This is a genomic window from Isoptericola sp. NPDC019571 (assembly GCF_044389385.1).
GTDB classification, from domain to species: Bacteria; Actinomycetota; Actinomycetes; order Actinomycetales; family Cellulomonadaceae; genus Isoptericola; species Isoptericola nanjingensis.
Map to the genome: position 1 here is coordinate 138,573 of NZ_JBIRXZ010000003.1, position 17,302 is coordinate 155,874.

A 17,302-nucleotide genomic window follows, 5' to 3' on the forward strand; every position below is an offset into this window, starting at 1 on the left:
GCGCACTCGGGTTCACGCACAGGACTCCCGCGGACCGTCCCGATCAGCGCGCCGCAGAGGGTTCACTTGCCTCCTCGGCGGACCAGCGCCTCAACACGATCTGCGACGGCTTCCGAGTCCTCGTGCTCCCACGCACGCACGACGATCCAACCCGCCGTGCGCAGGAGCCGATCGATCTCGTCGTCGCGACGGACGTTCTTCGCCACCTTGGCTGTCCAGTACGCCACGTTGCTTCCGGGCTGTCTGTAGTGCGTAGGGCACTTGTGCCAGAAGCAGCCATCGACGAAGACTGCGACCTGTGCCTTCGTGAAGACCACGTCCGCGGTCCGCCTGACGCCGGGGATTGGACGCGTCGCGACCCGGTAGCGCAACCCACGCCGGTGCAGCGTCGACCGTAGCCTCAGCTCCGGCCTTGTGTCCCGGCTGCGATTGCCTTGCATGGCCTTGCGGATCGCGGGGCTGGTCATGTTCTCCGTTGGCGTAGGCGCTCCTTGGTCGCCCTGGACTTGGCGTTGTGCGCTAGCCGGCATTCGTCGCATCGACACCCGACGTCGTACCGGTACGACGTTCCATGGACCACGCGGTCGCCCTTCGTGAGCTGGCCCGTCTCTCGTACCTTCGCCATGTACCTGGCGTGGTTCGCTCGGTGGGCAGCGCGGCAGCGCTCGCACCGGCATCCATGGTTGCCGTAGCCGTTCACCGTGCCGTGCCGAGGATCGTCTTCGGGCAAGTCGGCCAACATGCCCGAAGTCTACGGCGCCCAGCGGCGTCGTTGAGTCACCGTGTCGGTCGTTGGTGGCAGGATCGACTCCATGACGATCGCTTCCAGTCGCCCCGTCGCGACCGCCGAGTTCTTTGCCGGGATCGGCCTCATGGCCGCCGCGCTCGAGCCACGGGGATTCGCAGTGCGGTGGGCCAATGACATCGAGCGGGCCAAGTACGACCTGTACCTTGCGAACCGTCCGAGCGCGGAAGCCGCGTTCCAGCTTGGCGACGTGCGTGGTGTGGTCGGGGATGACTTGCCAATAGTCGAATTGGCGACCGCGTCGTTCCCCTGTATTGACCTGAGTCTCGCCGGAAATCGGAAGGGTCTCGCAGGTAACCAAAGTGGGATGTTCTGGGAATTCGCGCGCGTCTTGGAGCAGATGGGTGAGCGGCGGCCGCGGGCCGTTCTCCTAGAGAATGTCCACGGCTTCGCCACTAGCCACGGCGGCAAGGACCTTCGTGCTGCAATGGAGCGCCTGTCCGAGCTTGGCTACAGCAGCGACGTGATCGCGGTCAATGCAAAGCATTTCGTTCCGCAAAGCCGTCCGCGCATGTTCGTGGTCGGCATCCGCGGTGTTCTCCCGAAGGGGGCCGAAAAGGGGGTGCCTCCAATCTCGGATGTACGACCGGGTTGGGTGCAGGCAATCCATGAGGCTAACCAGGACCTGCCGATGCACCACACGCGCCTTCCGAGCCTCCCCGTGGGCCCAACGAACCTTCGTGGGGTTGTGCAGAGAATCGATGCTTCTGACTCGAGATGGTGGGATGAGGAACGCACGGAACGGTTTGTTACGAGCCTTAGCCCGATCCACGAGGAGCGCCTGCGGAGCATGACGCGCGGTACGGCTTTGACATGGCGGACTGCGTACCGGCGTACCCGGCGTGGTGTGGCAACGTGGGAGATCCGAGCGGACGAAATAGCTGGCTGCCTGCGCACGACTGGCGGTGGCTCTTCAAAGCAGGCGCTCGTCGAGGCTGGACGTGGTGCAGTGCGCGTCCGCTGGATGACGCCGCTTGAGTATGCGCGGCTCATGGGAGCCGATCGGTTCAAGATCAAGGCGCGTTCGGACAACCAAGCTCTGTTCGGGTTTGGTGATGCCGTGGTAGTCGACGTTGTCGCATGGATCGCAGACCATTACCTACTTCCCTTGCTGCGTCCAGAATCGTCGATGAATTCTTAGCGCCTCGATGCAACTTGAACCTTCGGGACCGTGGAATGTTGGCTGTAAGACGGCCACGGTGGGCGACGCGGTGTCCCGTGGACTATAAACCCGCGACCTCATGCGGTGGACTTGCTATGGGCCCGGTGGGCTGTATTTTGGTATCTGGACGTTGCGATGAGCTGACGCGTCAGTATGGGGACGATCCTATGCTTCACCCTTGTTGGGCGGTGCGAAATTAGTGTGAAGCGTCCGAACTTGCATCTGGGCAGAAAAGGAGTTGCAATGGTGGAGGTCATTCCGTCTGAGTGGTTCAAGGGTCTGAACTTGTCCACTACCGTCTTGCCGCGCGAGGTTGACGCGATTAGAAGGTCAATCAAGGCGGTAATGAATTTGCCAGACCCGCAGACTGGCGCGCGAATCGGAAAGACTAAGACGGGAATCTATGCATTCTTCGACTATGATGGCGAGCCCATCTATGTCGGCCAAACCGCGGAGTCGTTCTCGTCGCGAGTGGGACGGCATCTCACCGGTCAGCGGTCGGATTCAGTGGCCAAGTATGTACTCGACCCATTCGAGGTATTTGCGATTGCCATGTGGTCGCTCCCGCACATCCATGCGGACCTGCCAGCGCGGGAGCGAAAGTCTGAGCTGAACAAGTACGAATTTACGATACACCACCTGCTAACGGAGCATTCCAAGTTCAACGCGGTGCTGAATGAAGGTGACATCCCGGAGTGTGATCTTATGGAGTTGCCCGACCCGGTCGGTGGCGTGATCATTCCTGATGACATCTTCCCAGACCGCTCGCATCCTGATGTCAGGATCGCCCGGCGAGCACAGACGGTGTCTTTGCTCGCAAAGAACATTTCTGAGCGGGCCGTCTCGAAGGGGCTACGCAGGACTCTGTTGACCCAGACTCGACGTCTGGTGGAACTCTCGGAGCGCCGATTCGAAGCTGCCGGCGGGGCCATCCCGGGAATCGATGAGAATGATGGCGATGTCGACGAGCTTAACGAGTAGTCGTGACCGACCTGTTGGCTCATCGCAGATGGAGAATAATGCTTCGATTGTCACCGGATCGGTAATGAGGCGAATTATCAACACATTGGGGTTGAGCTGGTCTCGAATGTCTTAGTGGGGATTATCTGCTTCGGCAGGATGGCCGGCGTCGTTACTCTGCCAACCTCGGTGATCTGCTGGCCGTCCGACCGCTGCGTGTACGAGCGTCGCGCCTCATCCGTGGCCCTGCCCCTTGGTGGCTCCCTGCGCGGGCCGGTCGTTGGTGGCCGGACCATGTTCCGAATGAGGAAGCACTCGGCCGCTCTGACCACCGTCGTGCATGCACTTCTAAGCGTCATCGACGTAAGTGCCCGCCCGGAACGCGCTGAGAGTGGCAATGAACGACGAAGCTTACTGAGATGAGCGTCGCGGTGCTGCTCGCGGACGTGAGATGCCCTCTGTCCGTGGACGTGTGATGCGCTGCGTCGCCGTCCATGGTGCGCCCCCAGTTGGTGGACCGCTTGATCGACATCTGCATCCCCGGCCACTGAGCTAGGGCACAGCTCGGCGCGAAGGTTTGGTGTGCCGAATCGGTGCATCGTCGCAGGTGTACTGTCGGGAGCAAGCGAAGAGTTGCTGTGACGTGCGCTGTCGTAGGCTTGGCGGGACAAATGTCACGAGCGTGTCCGCGCCCCAGTACTGAGTGGCACGAGAGTTGCACGGCCGCTCGGAACAAGTTCAGAAACCGCGGAAATTCAACGAACCTGGGATCTCTGACTACACGATCAACATCTGATCGGCGATTGCGCGGTGGAGCCAGGCATCTCGGCGCGGCCCCGGCGTCGCGGCACCATAGGGACATGTCCGCTCCGCTCCGACCTGGTCTTGTGGTGAGCCCTGCGCTGACGATCCCGCGGACGAAGCTGTCCGAGCGGTTCTCCCGCTCGTCCGGGCCGGGCGGCCAGGGGGTCAACACGACGGACTCGCGCGTCGAGCTGTCCTGGGACGTCGGCGGGTCCGCCGTGCTGACGGCGGTGCAGCGTGACCGGATCGTCTCGCGGCTCGGGGACCGCCTGGTGGACGGTGTCCTGACCGTGTCGGCGTCGGAGCACCGTGAGCAGCGTCGCAACCGCGACGCGGCCGCCCGCCGGCTGGCCGTCGTAGTCGGCGAGGCGATTGCTGCACCGGCCCGGGCACGCCGCTCCACCCGCCCGACCCGCGGCTCCCGGGAGCGTCGTCTGACCGCCAAGAAGCAGCGGTCCGCGACCAAGCGTCTGCGCTCCTCGCGTCCCCGCCGCGACGACTGACGCGCCGCGGGACGGGACCGCTGCGGCTGTCACCCCGCGGCACGTGCCCGCTCCCGGCAGGCGCGCGGCCGTCGTCCCGGGCCTGGTCGACACGTAGGCTCCGGACCATGCCCACTGTTCTGCTCGTCCGCCACGGCCGCACGACCGCGAACGCGCAGGGCATTCTCGCCGGCCGGGCGGCCGGGGTGCGGCTGGACGCGGTGGGCCGTGAGCAGGCCGCCCGGGCCGCGGCGCGGATGGCGGCGGTGCCGCTCGTCGCGGTGGTGACGAGCCCGCTCGAGCGCTGCCGGCAGACGGCGCGCGTCCTCGTCGAGCATCAGGCCGGCCGGCCCGCCGAAGACGTCGTGGCATCGCCGATCGTGATCGAGCACGGCATCACCGAGTGCGACTACGGGCAGTGGCAGGGCCGCGCGCTGCGCGAGCTCGCGAAGGAGCCGTTGTGGTCGAGGGTCCAGTCGCAGCCGTCGGCGGTGACGTTCCCCGGGGGCGAGTCGCTCGCGCAGATGCAGGCCCGTTCGGTGGCGGCGGTCCGTCGCCACGACGCTGCGGTCGAGGAGCAGCACGGCCCGGGGGCGGTCTGGGCGGCGGTGGCGCACGGCGACATCATCAAGTCGGTGCTGGCCGACGCGCTCGGCATGCACCTCGACCTGTTCCAGCGCATCGCGGTGGGGCCGGCGTCGGTGTCGATCGTGCGGTACGGGCCGCACCGGCCGGAGGTTGTGGCCACCAACACGGACTCCGGCGACCTGTCGTGGTTGCGCGACGCCGCGCCGGCAGGTGACGCACCCGTCGGGGGCGGGCCCGGCGCCCAGGCCTTGTAGCGTCGCTGCCGCCGCCTCCTAGAGTGGTGGCATGCCCACCATCGTGCACGAGTTCGACTGGCCCGACCGGGTCGTGGTCGGGACGGTCGGCCGCCCCGGATCACGCACGTTCTACCTCCAGGCCCGCGCGGGCACCCGGACGTCCAGCGTCGCGCTGGAGAAAGAGCAGTCCGCCGTGCTCGCCGAGATGATCGACCGGCTCCTCGACGAGCTGACGGTGAAGAACGACCAGCTCTCCATCCCGTCCGAGGCACCTGCGGAGCTCCTCGACGACGAGCCGCTGGACCAGCCCGTGGAGGAGGACTTCCGCACGGGGACGATGCGGCTCGCCTGGGACCCCCGAACCCTGCAGATGGTCATCGAGGCATACCCGGTCGAGGAGGACCCGCCCGACGACGACGATGCCGAGACCGCCGACATCGGGATCGGCGAGGACGAGGCCGAGCCCAGCGAGATGCTGCTCGTGCGGATCCCGGTCGGGACGGCGCGGGCCTTCGCGCAGCGCACGCGTCGCGTGGTCGAGGCGGGGCGCCCGACGTGCTCGGACTGCGGCCTGCCGATGGACGAGGACGGCCACGAGTGCCCCACGGACGACGGCGAGCAGGCGCCATGAGCCTGCCGGGCACCCCGTGACCGAGCTGGACGTCGACCTCGAGCACGGCGAGCTCGAGGTCGTGGGCCGCATCGCCGTGGCCTCGAACGCGACGTTCGTGGGCCGGATCGGCGGGTCTTCGGTGGTCTACAAGCCCGTGGCAGGCGAGAAGCCGCTGTGGGACTTCCCGGACGGGACGCTGGCCGACCGTGAGGTCGCGGCGTACCTCGTCTCGGAGGCGTTCGGCTGGGGGATCGTGCCCCGTACGTGGCTGCGCGACGGGCCGCTCGGCCCGGGCATGGTCCAGCTGTGGCAGGAGCAGGACACCGAGCAGGACCCGGTCGACGTCGTCCCTGCTCGGGGAGCGGTGCTCGACGGGTGGCGCGTGGTGCTCGAGGGCAGCGACGCCGACGACCAGCCGGTCCGCCTGATCCACGAGGACTCGCCGGCGCTGCGGCGGATGGCGGTGTTCGACGCGGTGGTGAACAACGCCGACCGCAAGGGCGGGCACGTGCTGCCGCTGCGCGACGGCCGCCGGCTCGGGGTCGACCACGGCGTGACGTTCCACGTCGAGCCCAAGCTGCGCACCGTGCTGTGGGGATTCCTCGGCGAGCCGCTGACCGCCGACGAGCTCGAGGGCGTCCGGCGGGTCCGGACCGATCTCGAGGACGACGGCGAGGGCGGTCTCGGCGGCCGGCTCGCCCCGCTGCTCGACGACGTCGAGCTGGTCGCGCTGGCCGAGCGCTGCGATCGGCTGCTGCGCACGGAGATCTTCCCGTCGCCCGAGGGCGACATGCCGTCCGTGCCCTGGCCCCTTTTCTAGGCGTCCGGGCCGTCGGCGAGCTGCTGTCCCGGTCAGCCGATCGTTCGGCCGAGTCTTGGGTGCGCGTGTCGTCGACGGCGACACCCCGTGTGTGGCTGAATGGCCCCCATGCCAGCGACCGCGTACCTGACCGGCCTGGGCCGGTACCTGCCCGGCGAACCGGTAGCCAACGAGGACGTTGCGCGCCGGCTCGGCGGGGTCGACAAGCGCACGGACGGCCTGCGCGCCCGCATCCAGCGCGCCAACGGCATCCGGCAGCGGTACTACGCGCTGGACGACGAGGGTCGCACCACCGAGCTGAACGAGGAGCTGGCGGTCCACGCGATCGAGGACGCGCTGGCCGACCGGGGGATCACCGCCTCCGACCTGGGCATGCTGGCCTGCGCCACGACGCAGGGGGACCTGCTGGTGCCGGGGTTCGCGTCGATGGTGCATGGGCGGCTCGGCGGCGGGCCGATGCAGACGCTGACGGCGGGCGGCGTGTGCGCGTCGAGCATCGCGGCGCTCGACGCGGCGGTGAGCAAGGTGCGGCTCGGCGACCACCCGCGGGCCGCGGTGGTGGGCTCGGAGCTGTCCAGCCGCTGGCTGCACCAGCGGCGCTTCGAGGGCGTCGAGGACCACCTGGACGCGCACTTCCTGCGGTGGATGCTGTCCGACGGCGCAGGCGCAGCCATCGTGGAGTTCCAGCCGCGCCCCGACAAGCCGTCGCTGCGCGTGGACTGGGTGCGGCAGGTGTCCCTCGCGCACGAGCACGAGGTCTGCATGCGTGCGGGCCTCGACGGGCCCGCCGCCGTCGCGGGCCGCACCTGGCAGGACTACGACGACGTGGCCACCGCCGAGAAGGCCGGCCTGCTGCAGATCCGCCAGGAGACGGCCGTGCTCGACGAGCTCGCCGCGGCCGGGCTCGCGCAGTTCGAGGAGCTCGTCGACCGTGGCCTGGTCGACCTCAAGAAGCTCGACCACGTGCTCTGCCACTACAGCACCAACGCGTTCCGCGACGTCGTCTTCGACGCGCTGAGCGCCCGCGTCCCCGGCATGGACACGAGTCGCTGGTTCTCCAACCTGGAGACCTGCGGCAACACCGGCGCCGCGAGCATCTTCATCGCGCTGGAGGAGGCGTGGCGCACCGGGCGCTTCGCGCCGGGCGACACGATCCTCCTCGCCGTCCCCGAGTCCGGACGCTTCTCGTTCGGCTTCGCCCACCTGACCGTCGTCGCACCGCGAAGGAGCACCAGATGACCAGCACCGAGGCCAGCACCGGGATCAGCACCGAGACCGTCGAGGGCTACCGCCCGCCCCAGCCGGACCGGGCGGGGCTGCTCGCCCGGCTCTCCGACGTCTGGACGGACTTCGAGGCCCGGCTGGCCGACGTGCCGATCCTGCGGGCGCTCGACGCCGGCGACGTGACGGTGGCGGACTACCAGCGCCTGCTGCACAACCTGCGCCAGCAGGTGGTCGACGGGTCGCTGTGGATCGCGCGGGCGGCGTCGAACTTCGACATGGACCACTTCGACCTCCGCTCGGCCGCCATCTCGCACGCGCTGGAGGAGCACCGCGACCACCTGCTCCTCGAGCGCGACTACGTCGCCGTCGGCGGCTCCCTCGAGGCGCTGCGCGCGGGCCGGAAGAACGTCGGCTCGCAGGCGCTGTCCGGCTACATGTTCCACGAGGCGAGCCGGCCGAACCCGGTCGGGTGCCTCGGCGCGATGTTCATCATCGAGGGGCTCGGCGCGCAGAAGGCGGGCGTGTGGGCCCGGCGGTTCCAGGAGGTGCTTGGGCTGGCGGACAACCAGGTGCACTTCATGGCCTACCACCAGGACGCCGACGCCGAGCACACCGGCACGCTCGACGCCATCCTCACCTCCGACCGGATCGACGACGACGCGGCCGACGCCATCGTCACCTGCGCGCGGGTGGTGGCCCGGCTCTACGTCATGCAGCTGACCGAGCTGGACGAGATCTGATGCCCGTGAGGTCCGACCCGAGCATGTGGGAGGCGATCTACGCCGACCCGTCGGTCCCGCTCGACAAGCCGCTGGTGCGGATGATCATCGAGGACCAGCAGCGGCCTTCCCGCCGGCTGCTGTACCCGATCGCGCGGATCGTCTCCCGGGTGCTGGTGGCCGTGCTCTCGGTGGTGAAGCGGGTGTTCCCCGGCAGGTGGATGACGCTGCGCGCCATGGACGCGCTCTGCCTGTGGTTCCTGCGCCGGTTCGTGTCGCCGGACGCCGTCGAGCTGCTGATCCGCCACTTCGTGGTGGAGACCAACCTGGTGAACTTCATCATCCGCAACACCCCGGCCGCCATCGAGCCGGTCACGCTGCGCCCGACGACGCTGTCCGGGCTGGGCGACAACGCCGTCGTCGAGCACGACGTCAACGTCTACGACGTGCTCATCGCGCTCGAGGGGATCGACATCACGGCGCCCGAGCGCCTGAACTTCGCCCAGCTCGACGTGCCGGACCTCGACCCGGAACGCCGTCGCCCCCGCCTGCTGCGCCTCGACATCCAGACGGCCCTGTGCCTGATGAACATCCCGTTCTGCATCGCGCTGAACCTGGAGGAGTTCCGCCGCGCGATCCACTCGCTGCGGTTCGACGACTCCTTCCTCAGCATCCTCGCCGTGCTGACCGACGACGAGACGTTCGAGCACTGGAAGATGGGCGCCCTCAGCCTCTGGATGGACACGAACGTCGACGTCCCGCAGCTCGTCTACCGGCACGCGCTGGTGTGCGAGTACGCCCACGCCCACCTGGTCTCCATCGCGCGGCAGCGGGGCGTGGGGGAGTAGGCAGGGCGTGCAGCCGGGCGCGTTGCTAGCGTCGCCGCATGTTCGACGGCTTCCGGCTGGACCGGGTGGAACTTCCCGAGGTGACGCTGCGGGTGCGGCACGGCGGCACGGGCACGCCGGTGGTGCTGCTGCACGGGCACCCCCGGACCCACACGACGTGGCACGCGGTGGCGCCGCTCCTCGCGCAGGAGCACACCGTGGTCTGCCCCGACCTGCGCGGCTACGGGAGGTCGACGCTGCCGCCCGACGAGCCGGACCACGCGCCGTCGAGCAAGCGGGCGATGGCGCGGGACGTCGTCGACCTGATGTCCGCCCTGGGCCACGACACCTTCGCCGTGGTGGGCCACGACCGCGGGTCGCTGGTCGCGTTCCGCACCGCCATGGACCACCCGGAGCGGGTCACGCACCTCGTCGTCATGGACGGGCTGCCCGTGGTCGAGCACCTCGAGCGGACGGACGCGCGGTTCGCCCGCGCCTGGTGGCACTGGTGGTTCCTTGCCCAGGACGACAAGCCCGCCGAGCGGGTCATCACCGCCGACCCCGACGCCTGGTACCGCACGCCGCCGCCGGAGGACATCGGACCCGGCAACCACGCCGACGTCTGGGCCGCGCTGCGGGACCCCGCCGTCGTGCACGGGATGTGCGAGGACTACCGCGCAGGCCTCGGCATCGACCGCCGCCACGACGAGGACGACCGCGCGGCCGGGCGCCGGGTCGGGTGCCCGACGCTCCTGCTCGAGTCGACCGGGGACGACCTGGACATCCACGGCGACCCGGCCGCCATCTGGGAGCCGTGGCTCGACCGGCCGCTGCGGCACCGCCAGATCGGGTCCGGTCACCACCAGGCCGAGGAGGCCCCGGACGAGGTGGCCGCCGCCCTGCGGGAGTTCCTCGCCGGTGCCGACGCCCCTGCCGTCTGACGGCGACGCCGGCACCGGCCCGCGAGGGCGGCGACGCAGTGCTACAGGGTCGCCGTGTCGATGACGAACCGGTAGCGCACGTCGCTGGACAGCACGCGCTCGTAGGCGTCGTTGATCTGGTCGGCGGCGATGAGCTCGGTCTCGGGCGCGATGCCGTGCTCGGCGCAGAAGTCGAGCATCTCCTGGGTCTCGGCGATGGAGCCGATGCTGGAGCCGGCGAACGACCGGCGGTTGTTGAACAGCGAGAACACCTGGATGGGCAGCGGCTCGGGCGGGGCGCCGACGTTGACCATGGTGCCGTCGAGGCGCAGCAGCCGGAGGTACTGGTTGAGGTCGAGCGGCGCGCTGACGGTGTTGACGATGAGGTCGAACCGGTTCTTCAGCGCCTCGAACGTGGCGGCGTCGTCGGTGGCGTAGTAGTCGGTCGCGCCGAAGGCGAGGCCGTCGTCCTTCTTCGCCAACGTGCGCGAGAGCACGGTGACCTCGGCGCCCATGGCCGCGGCGATCTTCACGGCCATGTGGCCCAGACCGCCCATGCCGACGACCGCGACACGCTTGCCGGGGCCGGCGTTCCAGTGCGCGAGCGGGGAGTACGTGGTGATGCCCGCGCACAGCAGCGGCGCGGCGGCCGCGTAGTCGATGGCGGCGGGGACGCGCAGGACGAAGTCCTCGTCGACGACCACGTGGGTGGAGTAGCCGCCCTGGGTGATGGTGCCGTCCCGGTCGACGGCGGCGTAGGTGCCGGTGTTGCCCTTGAGGCAGTAGTTCTCCATGCCGGCGCGGCAGTTCTCGCACTCGCGGCACGAGTTGACCATGCAGCCGACGCCGACACGGTCGCCGACGGCGTGCTTGGTGACGGCGGGGCCGACCTCGACGACCTCGCCGACGATCTCGTGGCCGACGACCTGGGGGTAGGTGATCGGGCCCCAGTCGCCGCGCACGGTGTGGATGTCGGAGTGGCAGATCCCCGCGTAGCGGATGGCGATCAGGACGTCCTTCGGGCCGACGTCGCGACGCTCGATGGTCGTGGGGACCAGCGGCTCGGTCGCGGACGGGGCGGCGTAGGCGTTGACGGTGCGCAAGAGTTCTCCTTCGTCGGTGGTGCGGCGTTCACAGTACGTGCCGCGGCCCGTTGTTGCGGCGCCAGGGCACCGTCAGGCCCCCGCCGCCGCGAGGGTTTCCTGGGCCCGCTCCCGGCTGCCCTCGGCCAGCCCTCGGTCGATGGCTCGGCGGAACGCGAGCCACAGCCCGATGCCGACGAGGCACACGAGGATCTCGGTGATGGTCAGTGCCCAGACGATGCCGGCGAGCCCGAACCAGAGGTTGCCGAGGATCACGATGGGGATGAACAGGACGCCCTGGGCCAGGGACATGACGATCGCGGGCGTGGCCCGGCCGGTGGCCTGGAAGAGCGAGGTGAGGAGGCCGGCGAAGCCGTTGGCGATCATCGCGACGAGCTGAGCGGTGAGGATGGTCGCGCCGATGGCGAGGACGGCGGGGTCGGAGACGAACGCGGAGAACACCTGGTCGCGGAACAGGATCACGACGGCGGAGAACAGGACCCCGACGCCGCCGACGGTGACCGCGGACGCGCGCAGCGCCGCCGTCAGGCGGCCGCGGTCGCCCTTGCCGTAGGCGTAGGCGAGCAGCGGCAGGACGCCGAGGGTGACGCCCATGAGGAGGAACTCGGGGACCTGGGCGATGCGGACGGCGACTCCCATGGCGGCGAGCGGGCCGTCGCCGTAGGCCGCGGCGAGGTTGTTGAGCACGAGCGAGGTGACGATGAGGAAGGACGCCTGGAGCAGCTCGCCGACACCGATGCCGAAGACGGGCTTGAGCACGGCGGGCGAGAGGGTGAACCACCGCGGCGCGAGGCTCAGGTGCTCGCTGTGCCGGGTGAGCCAGACGGCGAAGTACGCGACGACGGCGAGGTTCGACAGGCCGGTGGCGAGGGCCACGCCCGCGACGCCCCAGTGCAGGCCGAGGATGAACACGGCGTCGAGCAGCAGGTTGAGGACGGTCGAGCCGATCAGCCCGAGCATCACCTGGCGTGACGCACCCTCGGCCCGGACGAGCTGCTCGAGACAGAACGCCGCGGCCAGCACGGGCACGAAGAGGAGCATGACGGCGACATACGTGCTCGTTGCCGCGGCGGTCGCGGAGTCGGCGCCCAGCAGTGCGACGAGCGGCTGGAGGAACACCAGCCCGAGGGCGCCGAGCACGGCGCCGGTGATCACCGCGCCCCAGAGGGCGAAGGACGAGACGTGCTTGACCTTCGTGGCCTCGGCAGGGTCGTGCTCGGCCGCGCCGAGCAGGCGGGAGATCAGCGACCCGCCGCCCACGCCGAACACGCCGCCCACAGCCATGACCAGGCCCAGGACCGGGGTGCCGAGCGTGACCGCGGCGAGCAGCGCGTTGTCGTGCAGCGAGCCGATGAAGCCCGCGTTGACGACGTTGTAGACGGCGCCGACGATCATCGCGGCGGCCATCGGCACGCACAGGTGCACGAGGGCGCGGACGATCGGGGCGGAGGAGAGGTACCAGCGGTTGCTGCCGACGGCGTCGGCCGCGGCCGGTGGCGTGGTGGTGGTGCCGGAGGAGGTGGGATCGGTGGTGGTGAGGTCGGTGGTGCTCATGGCTGCTGCTCCTTGTCGGGCAGGCCTCGGCGCACGCCGACGGACGCCGGCGCGGCGGGGGGAAGGAGTGGGGGTGGGGCTGAGCGGGAGAGCCGGTCGTGCGCGGCGCGGTGGCGCCGGGCGGGTCAGTCCCGGGTGGGCTGCGGCAGCTCCGCGACGATCTTGGTCAGGAGGGCCCGCAGGGTCTCTCGTTCGGCGGCGTCCAACGGGGCGACGATCGTCTCGTCGGCTGCGGCGATCGCGTCGGTGAATCCGGCGATGAGCTGCGCGCCGTCAGGGGTCGCGTGGACGCGCTTCACGCGCGCGTTGCCGGGCTCGGGCCGGCGTTCGACGAGGCCGCGGCGCTCGAGTCCCTGCAGGAGGCTCGAGACGCTCGCCGCGCTCGTGCGGCTCACCTCGGCGATGTCGCGCTGGATCGCGCCGGGGTTCTGGACCAGGTAACCGAGCACGAAGGCCTGCTCGTGGCTGAGCTCGCGCTCGCGGATCCAGTCCTCGCCCGCCTTGCGCTGGGCCCATCCGATCCACCGGACGAGTTCCAGGCTGCTGGTGGGCACGGGCTGCTCGGTCATGAGTAGAAATCTAACCGTTAGAACTCTAAGTGTCAACGGCGGGTCGGGCGACGTCGCCCGGCGCGGCGGAAGGAGCGGCGCCGCGCCGGGCCGCGTCAGGACGGGACGGTCGGGCGGAACAGGGCCGCGACGACGTCGGCGGCGCGGTCCGCGGTCCGGTCGACGTCGACCACCACGCCGTTCTCGTCGGCGCCCAGCGGCTCGAGCGTGGCGAGCTGCGAGTCCAGGAGCGCCGGCGGCATGAAGTGATCCGCTCGCGCGGCGATCCGCCGCGCGAGCAGGTCGCGGTCGCCGTGCAGGTGGACGAACGCGACGCCGCCGCCCGCGCCGTCGCGGAGGGCGTCGCGGTACGACCGGCGCAGGGCCGAGCAGGCCATGACGACGGGGCTGCCGGCCTCGGCGCCGGTCCGCAGCACCTCCGCGACGCGGGCGAGCCAGGGGCGCCGGTCGTCGTCGGTCAGCGGGGTCCCGGCCGACATCTTGGCGACGTTCGACGGCGGGTGCAGGTCGTCGGCGTCCACGAACTGCAGGCCCAGGCGGGCGGCGAGCAGGCCGCCCACCGTCGACTTGCCGCAGCCCGCGACGCCCATGACGACGACGCCGCGCAGGTCGTCGACGCGGTCGGGGCCCACGTCAGTACCCCGTGGCCGGGTCGACGACGGCGTCGAGCGGCTCGCCCGCGACGAACCGGCGGAGGTTCTCCTCGACCCGCGCGCGCAGCAGCGGCGCGACCATCTCCGGGGTGTCCGCGGTGTGCGGGGTGATCAGCGCGGTCGGCAGGTCCCACAGCGGGTGGCCGTCGGGCAGGGGCTCGGGGTCGGTGACGTCGAGCGCCGCGCCGCCGAGACGGCCCGAGGCCAGCGCCGCCACGAGGGCGTCGGTGTCCACGAGCCCGCCGCGCGCGATGTTGACGAGCACGGCGCCGGGCTTCATGGCGGCCAGCTCGTCCGCGCCCAGCAGCGCCCGGGTCTGCGTGGTCAGCGCCGCGGCCACCATGACGACGTCCGCCCGGGCGAGCTCGGCCGCCAGGTGGTCCGTGGTGACGGTGCGCTCGGCGCCGGGCACCGGCTCGGCCCGACGGCGGACGACGACGTTGCGCGTGCCGAACGGCGCCAGGAGGTCGAGGTACGTGCGGGCGATGCCGCCGGCGCCCAGCACGAGCACGTCGGCGCCGAACAGCGACGTCCCGGCGGACGTGCCCCACGAGCGGGCGCGGGCGCGCTCCGGCAGGTGCCGGAGCGTCGCCAGGGTCAGCGCGAGGGCGTGCTCGGCCACGGGGCGCGCGAAGGAGCCCTTCGCGGAGGTCCAGGTGATGCCCGGCGTCCCCAGCAGCCCGGCCTCGGCGTACGCGTCGACCCCGGCCGACGGCAGCTGGACCCAGCGGGTCCCGGTCGCCGACGCCAGCGCCGCCCGCAGGTCGGCGAGGTCGCCGCCGAACCAGAGCAGCCCCTCCGTCTCCGGGCCCGGCGCGACCAGGCGGGCGCCGGCCGCGGTGACGGCGTCCGGCAGCCAGCCGGGGCCCGGGCGGGCAACGCTCACGCCGGGGACCGACGTCGCGCCGCTCATGCCGCGACCCGGGCGACGCCGTCCGCGGCCTGCGCGCGGGCGCCGCCCGCGACCTCGACCGACCAGCCCGCCCCGAGGGCCGACTCGACGACGACCTCGTCGCCGTCGCGCCGGACGGTGAACGCCACGGCCTCGCCGTCGGCGCCGTCGACCTCGACGGTCCGCGACCAGCCGTCGGTGCCGGGGTGCACGAGCAGCGTCAGCCCGTCGAGGTGGTCGGCGTCCGGGCGCTCCTCGTGGGCGCTCAGTGGGACGACGCCGCCGGCGCGCACGTAGACCGGCAGGGAGTCGAAGCCGTGGTTCTCCCGCACCCAGCGGCCGCCGGCGACGCGCTCGCCGGTGAGGAGGCCGGCCCACTCGCCGTCGGGCAGGTAGAGGTCGACGTCGCCCTCGGCGTTGAACACCGGCGCCACGAGCAGGTCGGACCCGAGCATGTACTGGCGGTCCAGGTGCGGCACCGCGGGGTCGTCGGGGAACTCCAGCAGCATGGGCCGCATCATCGGCGTGCCCGACCGGTGCGCCTCGTGCCCGGTGGCGACGAGGTAGGGCGCGAGCCGGTTCTTGAACCGCGCGAACGTGCGGGTCACGGCGACGGCGCTCGTCGGGTCGGACTCGTCCTCGCCGAACATCCACGGCACGCGGTAGGACCCGCTGCCGTGCATGCGGCTGTGGCTGGAGAACAGGCCGAACGCCGTCCAGCGCTTGAACACGCCGGCGTCCGGCGTCATCTCGAAGCCGCCGATGTCGTGGCTCCAGTAGCCGAACCCGCTGTACGCGAGCGACAGGCCGCCGCGCAGCGACTCGGCCATCGACACGTACGACGCCGTGGAGTCGCCGCCCCAGTGCACCGGGAACTGCTGCCCGCCGGCGGTGGCCGACCGGGCGAACAGCACGGCCTCGCCGGTGCCGCGCTCCTCGGCGAGCACCTCGTGCACCGCCTCGTTGTAGAGGTGCGTGTAGTAGTTGTGCATCCGCTCCGGGTCGGAGCCGTCGAAGTACTCGACGTCCACCGGGATCCGCTCGCCGAAGTCGGTCTTGAACGCGTCGACGCCCTGGCGCACGAGCACGCGCAGCTTGTCCTTGTACCAGGAGGCGGCGTCCGGGTTGGTGAAGTCCACCAGGGCCATGCCGCCCTGCCACCGGTCCCACTGCCAGACCGAGCCGTCCCGGCGCTTCACGAGGTAGCCGGCCGCCATGCCCTCGTCGAAGAGGGGCGACTGCTGGGCGATGTACGGGTTGATCCACACGCAGACCCGCAGGTCGCGGTCGTGGAGACGGGCCAGCATGCCCTCCGGGTCGGGGAAGGTGCGCGCGTCCCACTCGAAGTCGCACCAGTTGAACTCGCGCATCCAGAAGCAGTCGAAGTGGAACAGGCTCAGCGGGATGTCCCGCTCCGCCATCCCGTCGATGAACGAGCTGACCGTGGCCTCGTCGTAGTCCGTGGTGAAGCTCGTCGACAGCCAGAGCCCGTACGTCCAGGCGGGGATCTCGGCGGGGCGGCCCGTGAGCGCGGTGTAGCGCTGGAGGATCGTCTTCGGGTCCGGCCCGTAGACGACGAAGTAGTCGAGCGCCTCGCCGAGCACGGAGAACTGCACCCGCTCGACGGCCTCGGAGCCCACCTCGAACGAGACGTGGCCGGGGTCGTTGACGAAGACGCCGTAGCCGCCGGTGGTCAGGTAGAACGGCACGTTCTTGTACGCCTGCTCGCTCGACGTGCCGCCGTCGTAGTTCCAGATGTCGACCGTCTGGCCGTTCTTCACCACCGGGCCGAAGCGCTCGCCGAGGCCGTAGACGAGCTCGCCCACGCCCAGGTCGAGCTGGTCGAACACGTAGCTGGTGCGCCCGTCGCGGCGCAGCTCGATCGGGCCGTGGTCGACGGAGGCGTCGGGGGCGACGTCGGCCCACGCGGCCGACTTGCCGCTCGACCCGGTGAGGCGGCGCCCGCCGGCGTGGAACGACAGCTCCCAGGACTTCCCGACGGACAGCTGCACGCTCAGGTCGCCGGTGGTGAGCGTGCCCTGGCCGTCGACGACCTTCGCCTCGCCGATGCCGTCGAGCAGGTCCAGCTCGAAGCGGCGGGGCTCCTGGCGGCCCTTGTGGTGGACGTGCTGCACCCGCACGACGTTCTCCGCCGGCGACGACACGGTCGTCGTGATGACCGGGTTGTTCAGGGTGTCGCCACGGTGCCGCACGACCTTGGTCGGCGCGACGGAGCGCAGGCTCGCGCCGTCGGCGGCGACCCGGTCCACCTCGCGGGCGTAGTGGATCGCGACGCCCGGGCGGGCGTGCCAGAAACCGTCGGTGAACTTCATGGGGGAAGGCCTTCCGTGGTGCGGGTGGTGCGGGCGCG

At 70.5% G+C, this 17,302-nt stretch carries 17 protein-coding genes; 10 read left to right on the forward strand and 7 right to left on the reverse strand.

The annotated features are described in order from the left end of the window. Window positions 1-62: 62 nt before the first annotated feature. Window positions 63-467, reverse strand: a complete 405-nt coding sequence (locus ACH443_RS06375; RefSeq protein ID WP_430589800.1) for a very short patch repair endonuclease — start codon at window positions 465-467, stop codon at window positions 63-65. Window positions 468-812: 345 nt separating this feature from the next. On the opposite strand from ACH443_RS06375, the gene dcm reads away from it, so the two are divergent. The 10 genes from dcm (at window position 813) to ACH443_RS06425 (ending at window position 10,181) form a co-directional block, all read left to right on the forward strand. Beyond that, the gene (dcm, locus tag ACH443_RS06380; RefSeq protein ID WP_430589801.1) at window positions 813-1,946 is read left to right on the forward strand and encodes a DNA (cytosine-5-)-methyltransferase; all 1,134 of its coding nucleotides are present in this window, start codon (window positions 813-815) and stop codon (window positions 1,944-1,946) included. Between the two features lie 264 nt (window positions 1,947-2,210). Beyond that, window positions 2,211-2,948 carry a GIY-YIG nuclease family protein gene (locus tag ACH443_RS06385; protein ID WP_430589802.1) on the forward strand — a complete coding sequence of 246 codons (738 nt, stop codon included), beginning with the start codon at window positions 2,211-2,213 and terminating at the stop codon, window positions 2,946-2,948. 839 nt (window positions 2,949-3,787) lie between these two features. Beyond that, entirely contained in the window at window positions 3,788-4,234 is a 447-nt protein-coding gene (arfB, locus tag ACH443_RS06390) for an alternative ribosome rescue aminoacyl-tRNA hydrolase ArfB (RefSeq protein WP_430589803.1), read from the forward strand. Between the two features lie 107 nt (window positions 4,235-4,341). Continuing rightward, window positions 4,342-5,055, forward strand: a complete 714-nt coding sequence (locus ACH443_RS06395; protein WP_430589804.1) for an MSMEG_4193 family putative phosphomutase — start codon at window positions 4,342-4,344, stop codon at window positions 5,053-5,055. A gap of 31 nt (window positions 5,056-5,086) precedes the next feature. Next, complete coding sequence (locus tag ACH443_RS06400; protein WP_430589805.1) at window positions 5,087-5,668, forward strand: DUF3090 domain-containing protein; 582 nt, start codon at window positions 5,087-5,089, stop codon at window positions 5,666-5,668. Window positions 5,669-5,684: 16 nt separating this feature from the next. Then, window positions 5,685-6,470, forward strand: a complete 786-nt coding sequence (locus ACH443_RS06405) for an SCO1664 family protein (protein WP_430589806.1) — start codon at window positions 5,685-5,687, stop codon at window positions 6,468-6,470. Window positions 6,471-6,578: 108 nt separating this feature from the next. Beyond that, a complete protein-coding gene (locus tag ACH443_RS06410) occupies window positions 6,579-7,709 on the forward strand; it encodes a 3-oxoacyl-[acyl-carrier-protein] synthase III C-terminal domain-containing protein (protein WP_430589807.1) in 1,131 nt (376 codons plus the stop codon). Beyond that, complete coding sequence (locus tag ACH443_RS06415; RefSeq protein WP_430589808.1) at window positions 7,706-8,434, forward strand: iron-containing redox enzyme family protein; 729 nt, start codon at window positions 7,706-7,708, stop codon at window positions 8,432-8,434. The genes ACH443_RS06410 and ACH443_RS06415 overlap by 4 nt, the downstream gene beginning before the upstream one ends. Next, on the forward strand, window positions 8,434-9,261 hold the full coding sequence (locus ACH443_RS06420; protein WP_430589809.1) for a DUF6999 family protein: 828 nt from the start codon (window positions 8,434-8,436) through the stop codon (window positions 9,259-9,261). The genes ACH443_RS06415 and ACH443_RS06420 overlap by 1 nt, the downstream gene beginning before the upstream one ends. Before the next feature lie 38 nt (window positions 9,262-9,299). Next, window positions 9,300-10,181, forward strand: coding sequence for an alpha/beta fold hydrolase (locus tag ACH443_RS06425; protein WP_430589810.1), 882 nt, complete (start codon window positions 9,300-9,302; stop codon window positions 10,179-10,181). Window positions 10,182-10,222: 41 nt separating this feature from the next. On the opposite strand, the gene ACH443_RS06430 is transcribed toward ACH443_RS06425, so the two are convergent. From ACH443_RS06430 to yicI, 6 genes are all read right to left on the reverse strand, one after another. Next, window positions 10,223-11,263: an NAD(P)-dependent alcohol dehydrogenase gene (locus ACH443_RS06430; protein ID WP_430589811.1), complete on the reverse strand. Its 1,041-nt coding sequence runs from the start codon at window positions 11,261-11,263 to the stop codon at window positions 10,223-10,225. A gap of 72 nt (window positions 11,264-11,335) precedes the next feature. Next, window positions 11,336-12,817, reverse strand: a complete 1,482-nt coding sequence (locus ACH443_RS06435) for an MATE family efflux transporter (protein WP_430589812.1) — start codon at window positions 12,815-12,817, stop codon at window positions 11,336-11,338. 125 nt (window positions 12,818-12,942) lie between these two features. Beyond that, window positions 12,943-13,386, reverse strand: a complete 444-nt coding sequence (locus ACH443_RS06440) for a MarR family winged helix-turn-helix transcriptional regulator (protein ID WP_430589813.1) — start codon at window positions 13,384-13,386, stop codon at window positions 12,943-12,945. Between the two features lie 95 nt (window positions 13,387-13,481). Beyond that, window positions 13,482-14,018 carry a gluconokinase gene (locus tag ACH443_RS06445; RefSeq protein ID WP_430589814.1) on the reverse strand — a complete coding sequence of 179 codons (537 nt, stop codon included), beginning with the start codon at window positions 14,016-14,018 and terminating at the stop codon, window positions 13,482-13,484. A 1-nt stretch (window position 14,019) separates the two neighbouring features. Further along, window positions 14,020-14,952: a D-isomer specific 2-hydroxyacid dehydrogenase family protein gene (locus ACH443_RS06450; RefSeq protein ID WP_430589815.1), complete on the reverse strand. Its 933-nt coding sequence runs from the start codon at window positions 14,950-14,952 to the stop codon at window positions 14,020-14,022. Then, window positions 14,949-17,264: an alpha-xylosidase gene (gene yicI, locus ACH443_RS06455; protein ID WP_430589816.1), complete on the reverse strand. Its 2,316-nt coding sequence runs from the start codon at window positions 17,262-17,264 to the stop codon at window positions 14,949-14,951. The genes ACH443_RS06450 and yicI overlap by 4 nt, the downstream gene beginning before the upstream one ends. Window positions 17,265-17,302: the final 38 nt, after the last annotated feature.

Excerpts from the sequence above, each read along its gene's own strand:
- ACH443_RS06400 (WP_430589805.1), top strand. The coding sequence starts at position 5,087 with ATGCCCACCATCGTGCACGAGTTCGACTGGCCCGACCGGGTCGTGGTC.
- arfB (WP_430589803.1), top strand. The coding sequence starts at position 3,788 with ATGTCCGCTCCGCTCCGACCTGGTCTTGTGGTGAGCCCTGCGCTGACG.
- ACH443_RS06395 (WP_430589804.1), top strand. The coding sequence starts at position 4,342 with ATGCCCACTGTTCTGCTCGTCCGCCACGGCCGCACGACCGCGAACGCG.
- dcm (WP_430589801.1), top strand. The coding sequence starts at position 813 with ATGACGATCGCTTCCAGTCGCCCCGTCGCGACCGCCGAGTTCTTTGCC.
- ACH443_RS06420 (WP_430589809.1), top strand. The coding sequence starts at position 8,434 with ATGCCCGTGAGGTCCGACCCGAGCATGTGGGAGGCGATCTACGCCGAC.
- ACH443_RS06440 (WP_430589813.1), bottom strand. The coding sequence starts at position 13,386 with ATGACCGAGCAGCCCGTGCCCACCAGCAGCCTGGAACTCGTCCGGTGG.
- ACH443_RS06375 (WP_430589800.1), bottom strand. The coding sequence starts at position 467 with ATGACCAGCCCCGCGATCCGCAAGGCCATGCAAGGCAATCGCAGCCGG.
- ACH443_RS06415 (WP_430589808.1), top strand. The coding sequence starts at position 7,706 with ATGACCAGCACCGAGGCCAGCACCGGGATCAGCACCGAGACCGTCGAG.
- ACH443_RS06410 (WP_430589807.1), top strand. The coding sequence starts at position 6,579 with ATGCCAGCGACCGCGTACCTGACCGGCCTGGGCCGGTACCTGCCCGGC.
- ACH443_RS06425 (WP_430589810.1), top strand. The coding sequence starts at position 9,300 with ATGTTCGACGGCTTCCGGCTGGACCGGGTGGAACTTCCCGAGGTGACG.
- ACH443_RS06450 (WP_430589815.1), bottom strand. The coding sequence starts at position 14,952 with ATGAGCGGCGCGACGTCGGTCCCCGGCGTGAGCGTTGCCCGCCCGGGC.
- ACH443_RS06435 (WP_430589812.1), bottom strand. The coding sequence starts at position 12,817 with ATGAGCACCACCGACCTCACCACCACCGATCCCACCTCCTCCGGCACC.
- yicI (WP_430589816.1), bottom strand. The coding sequence starts at position 17,264 with ATGAAGTTCACCGACGGTTTCTGGCACGCCCGCCCGGGCGTCGCGATC.
- ACH443_RS06385 (WP_430589802.1), top strand. The coding sequence starts at position 2,211 with ATGGTGGAGGTCATTCCGTCTGAGTGGTTCAAGGGTCTGAACTTGTCC.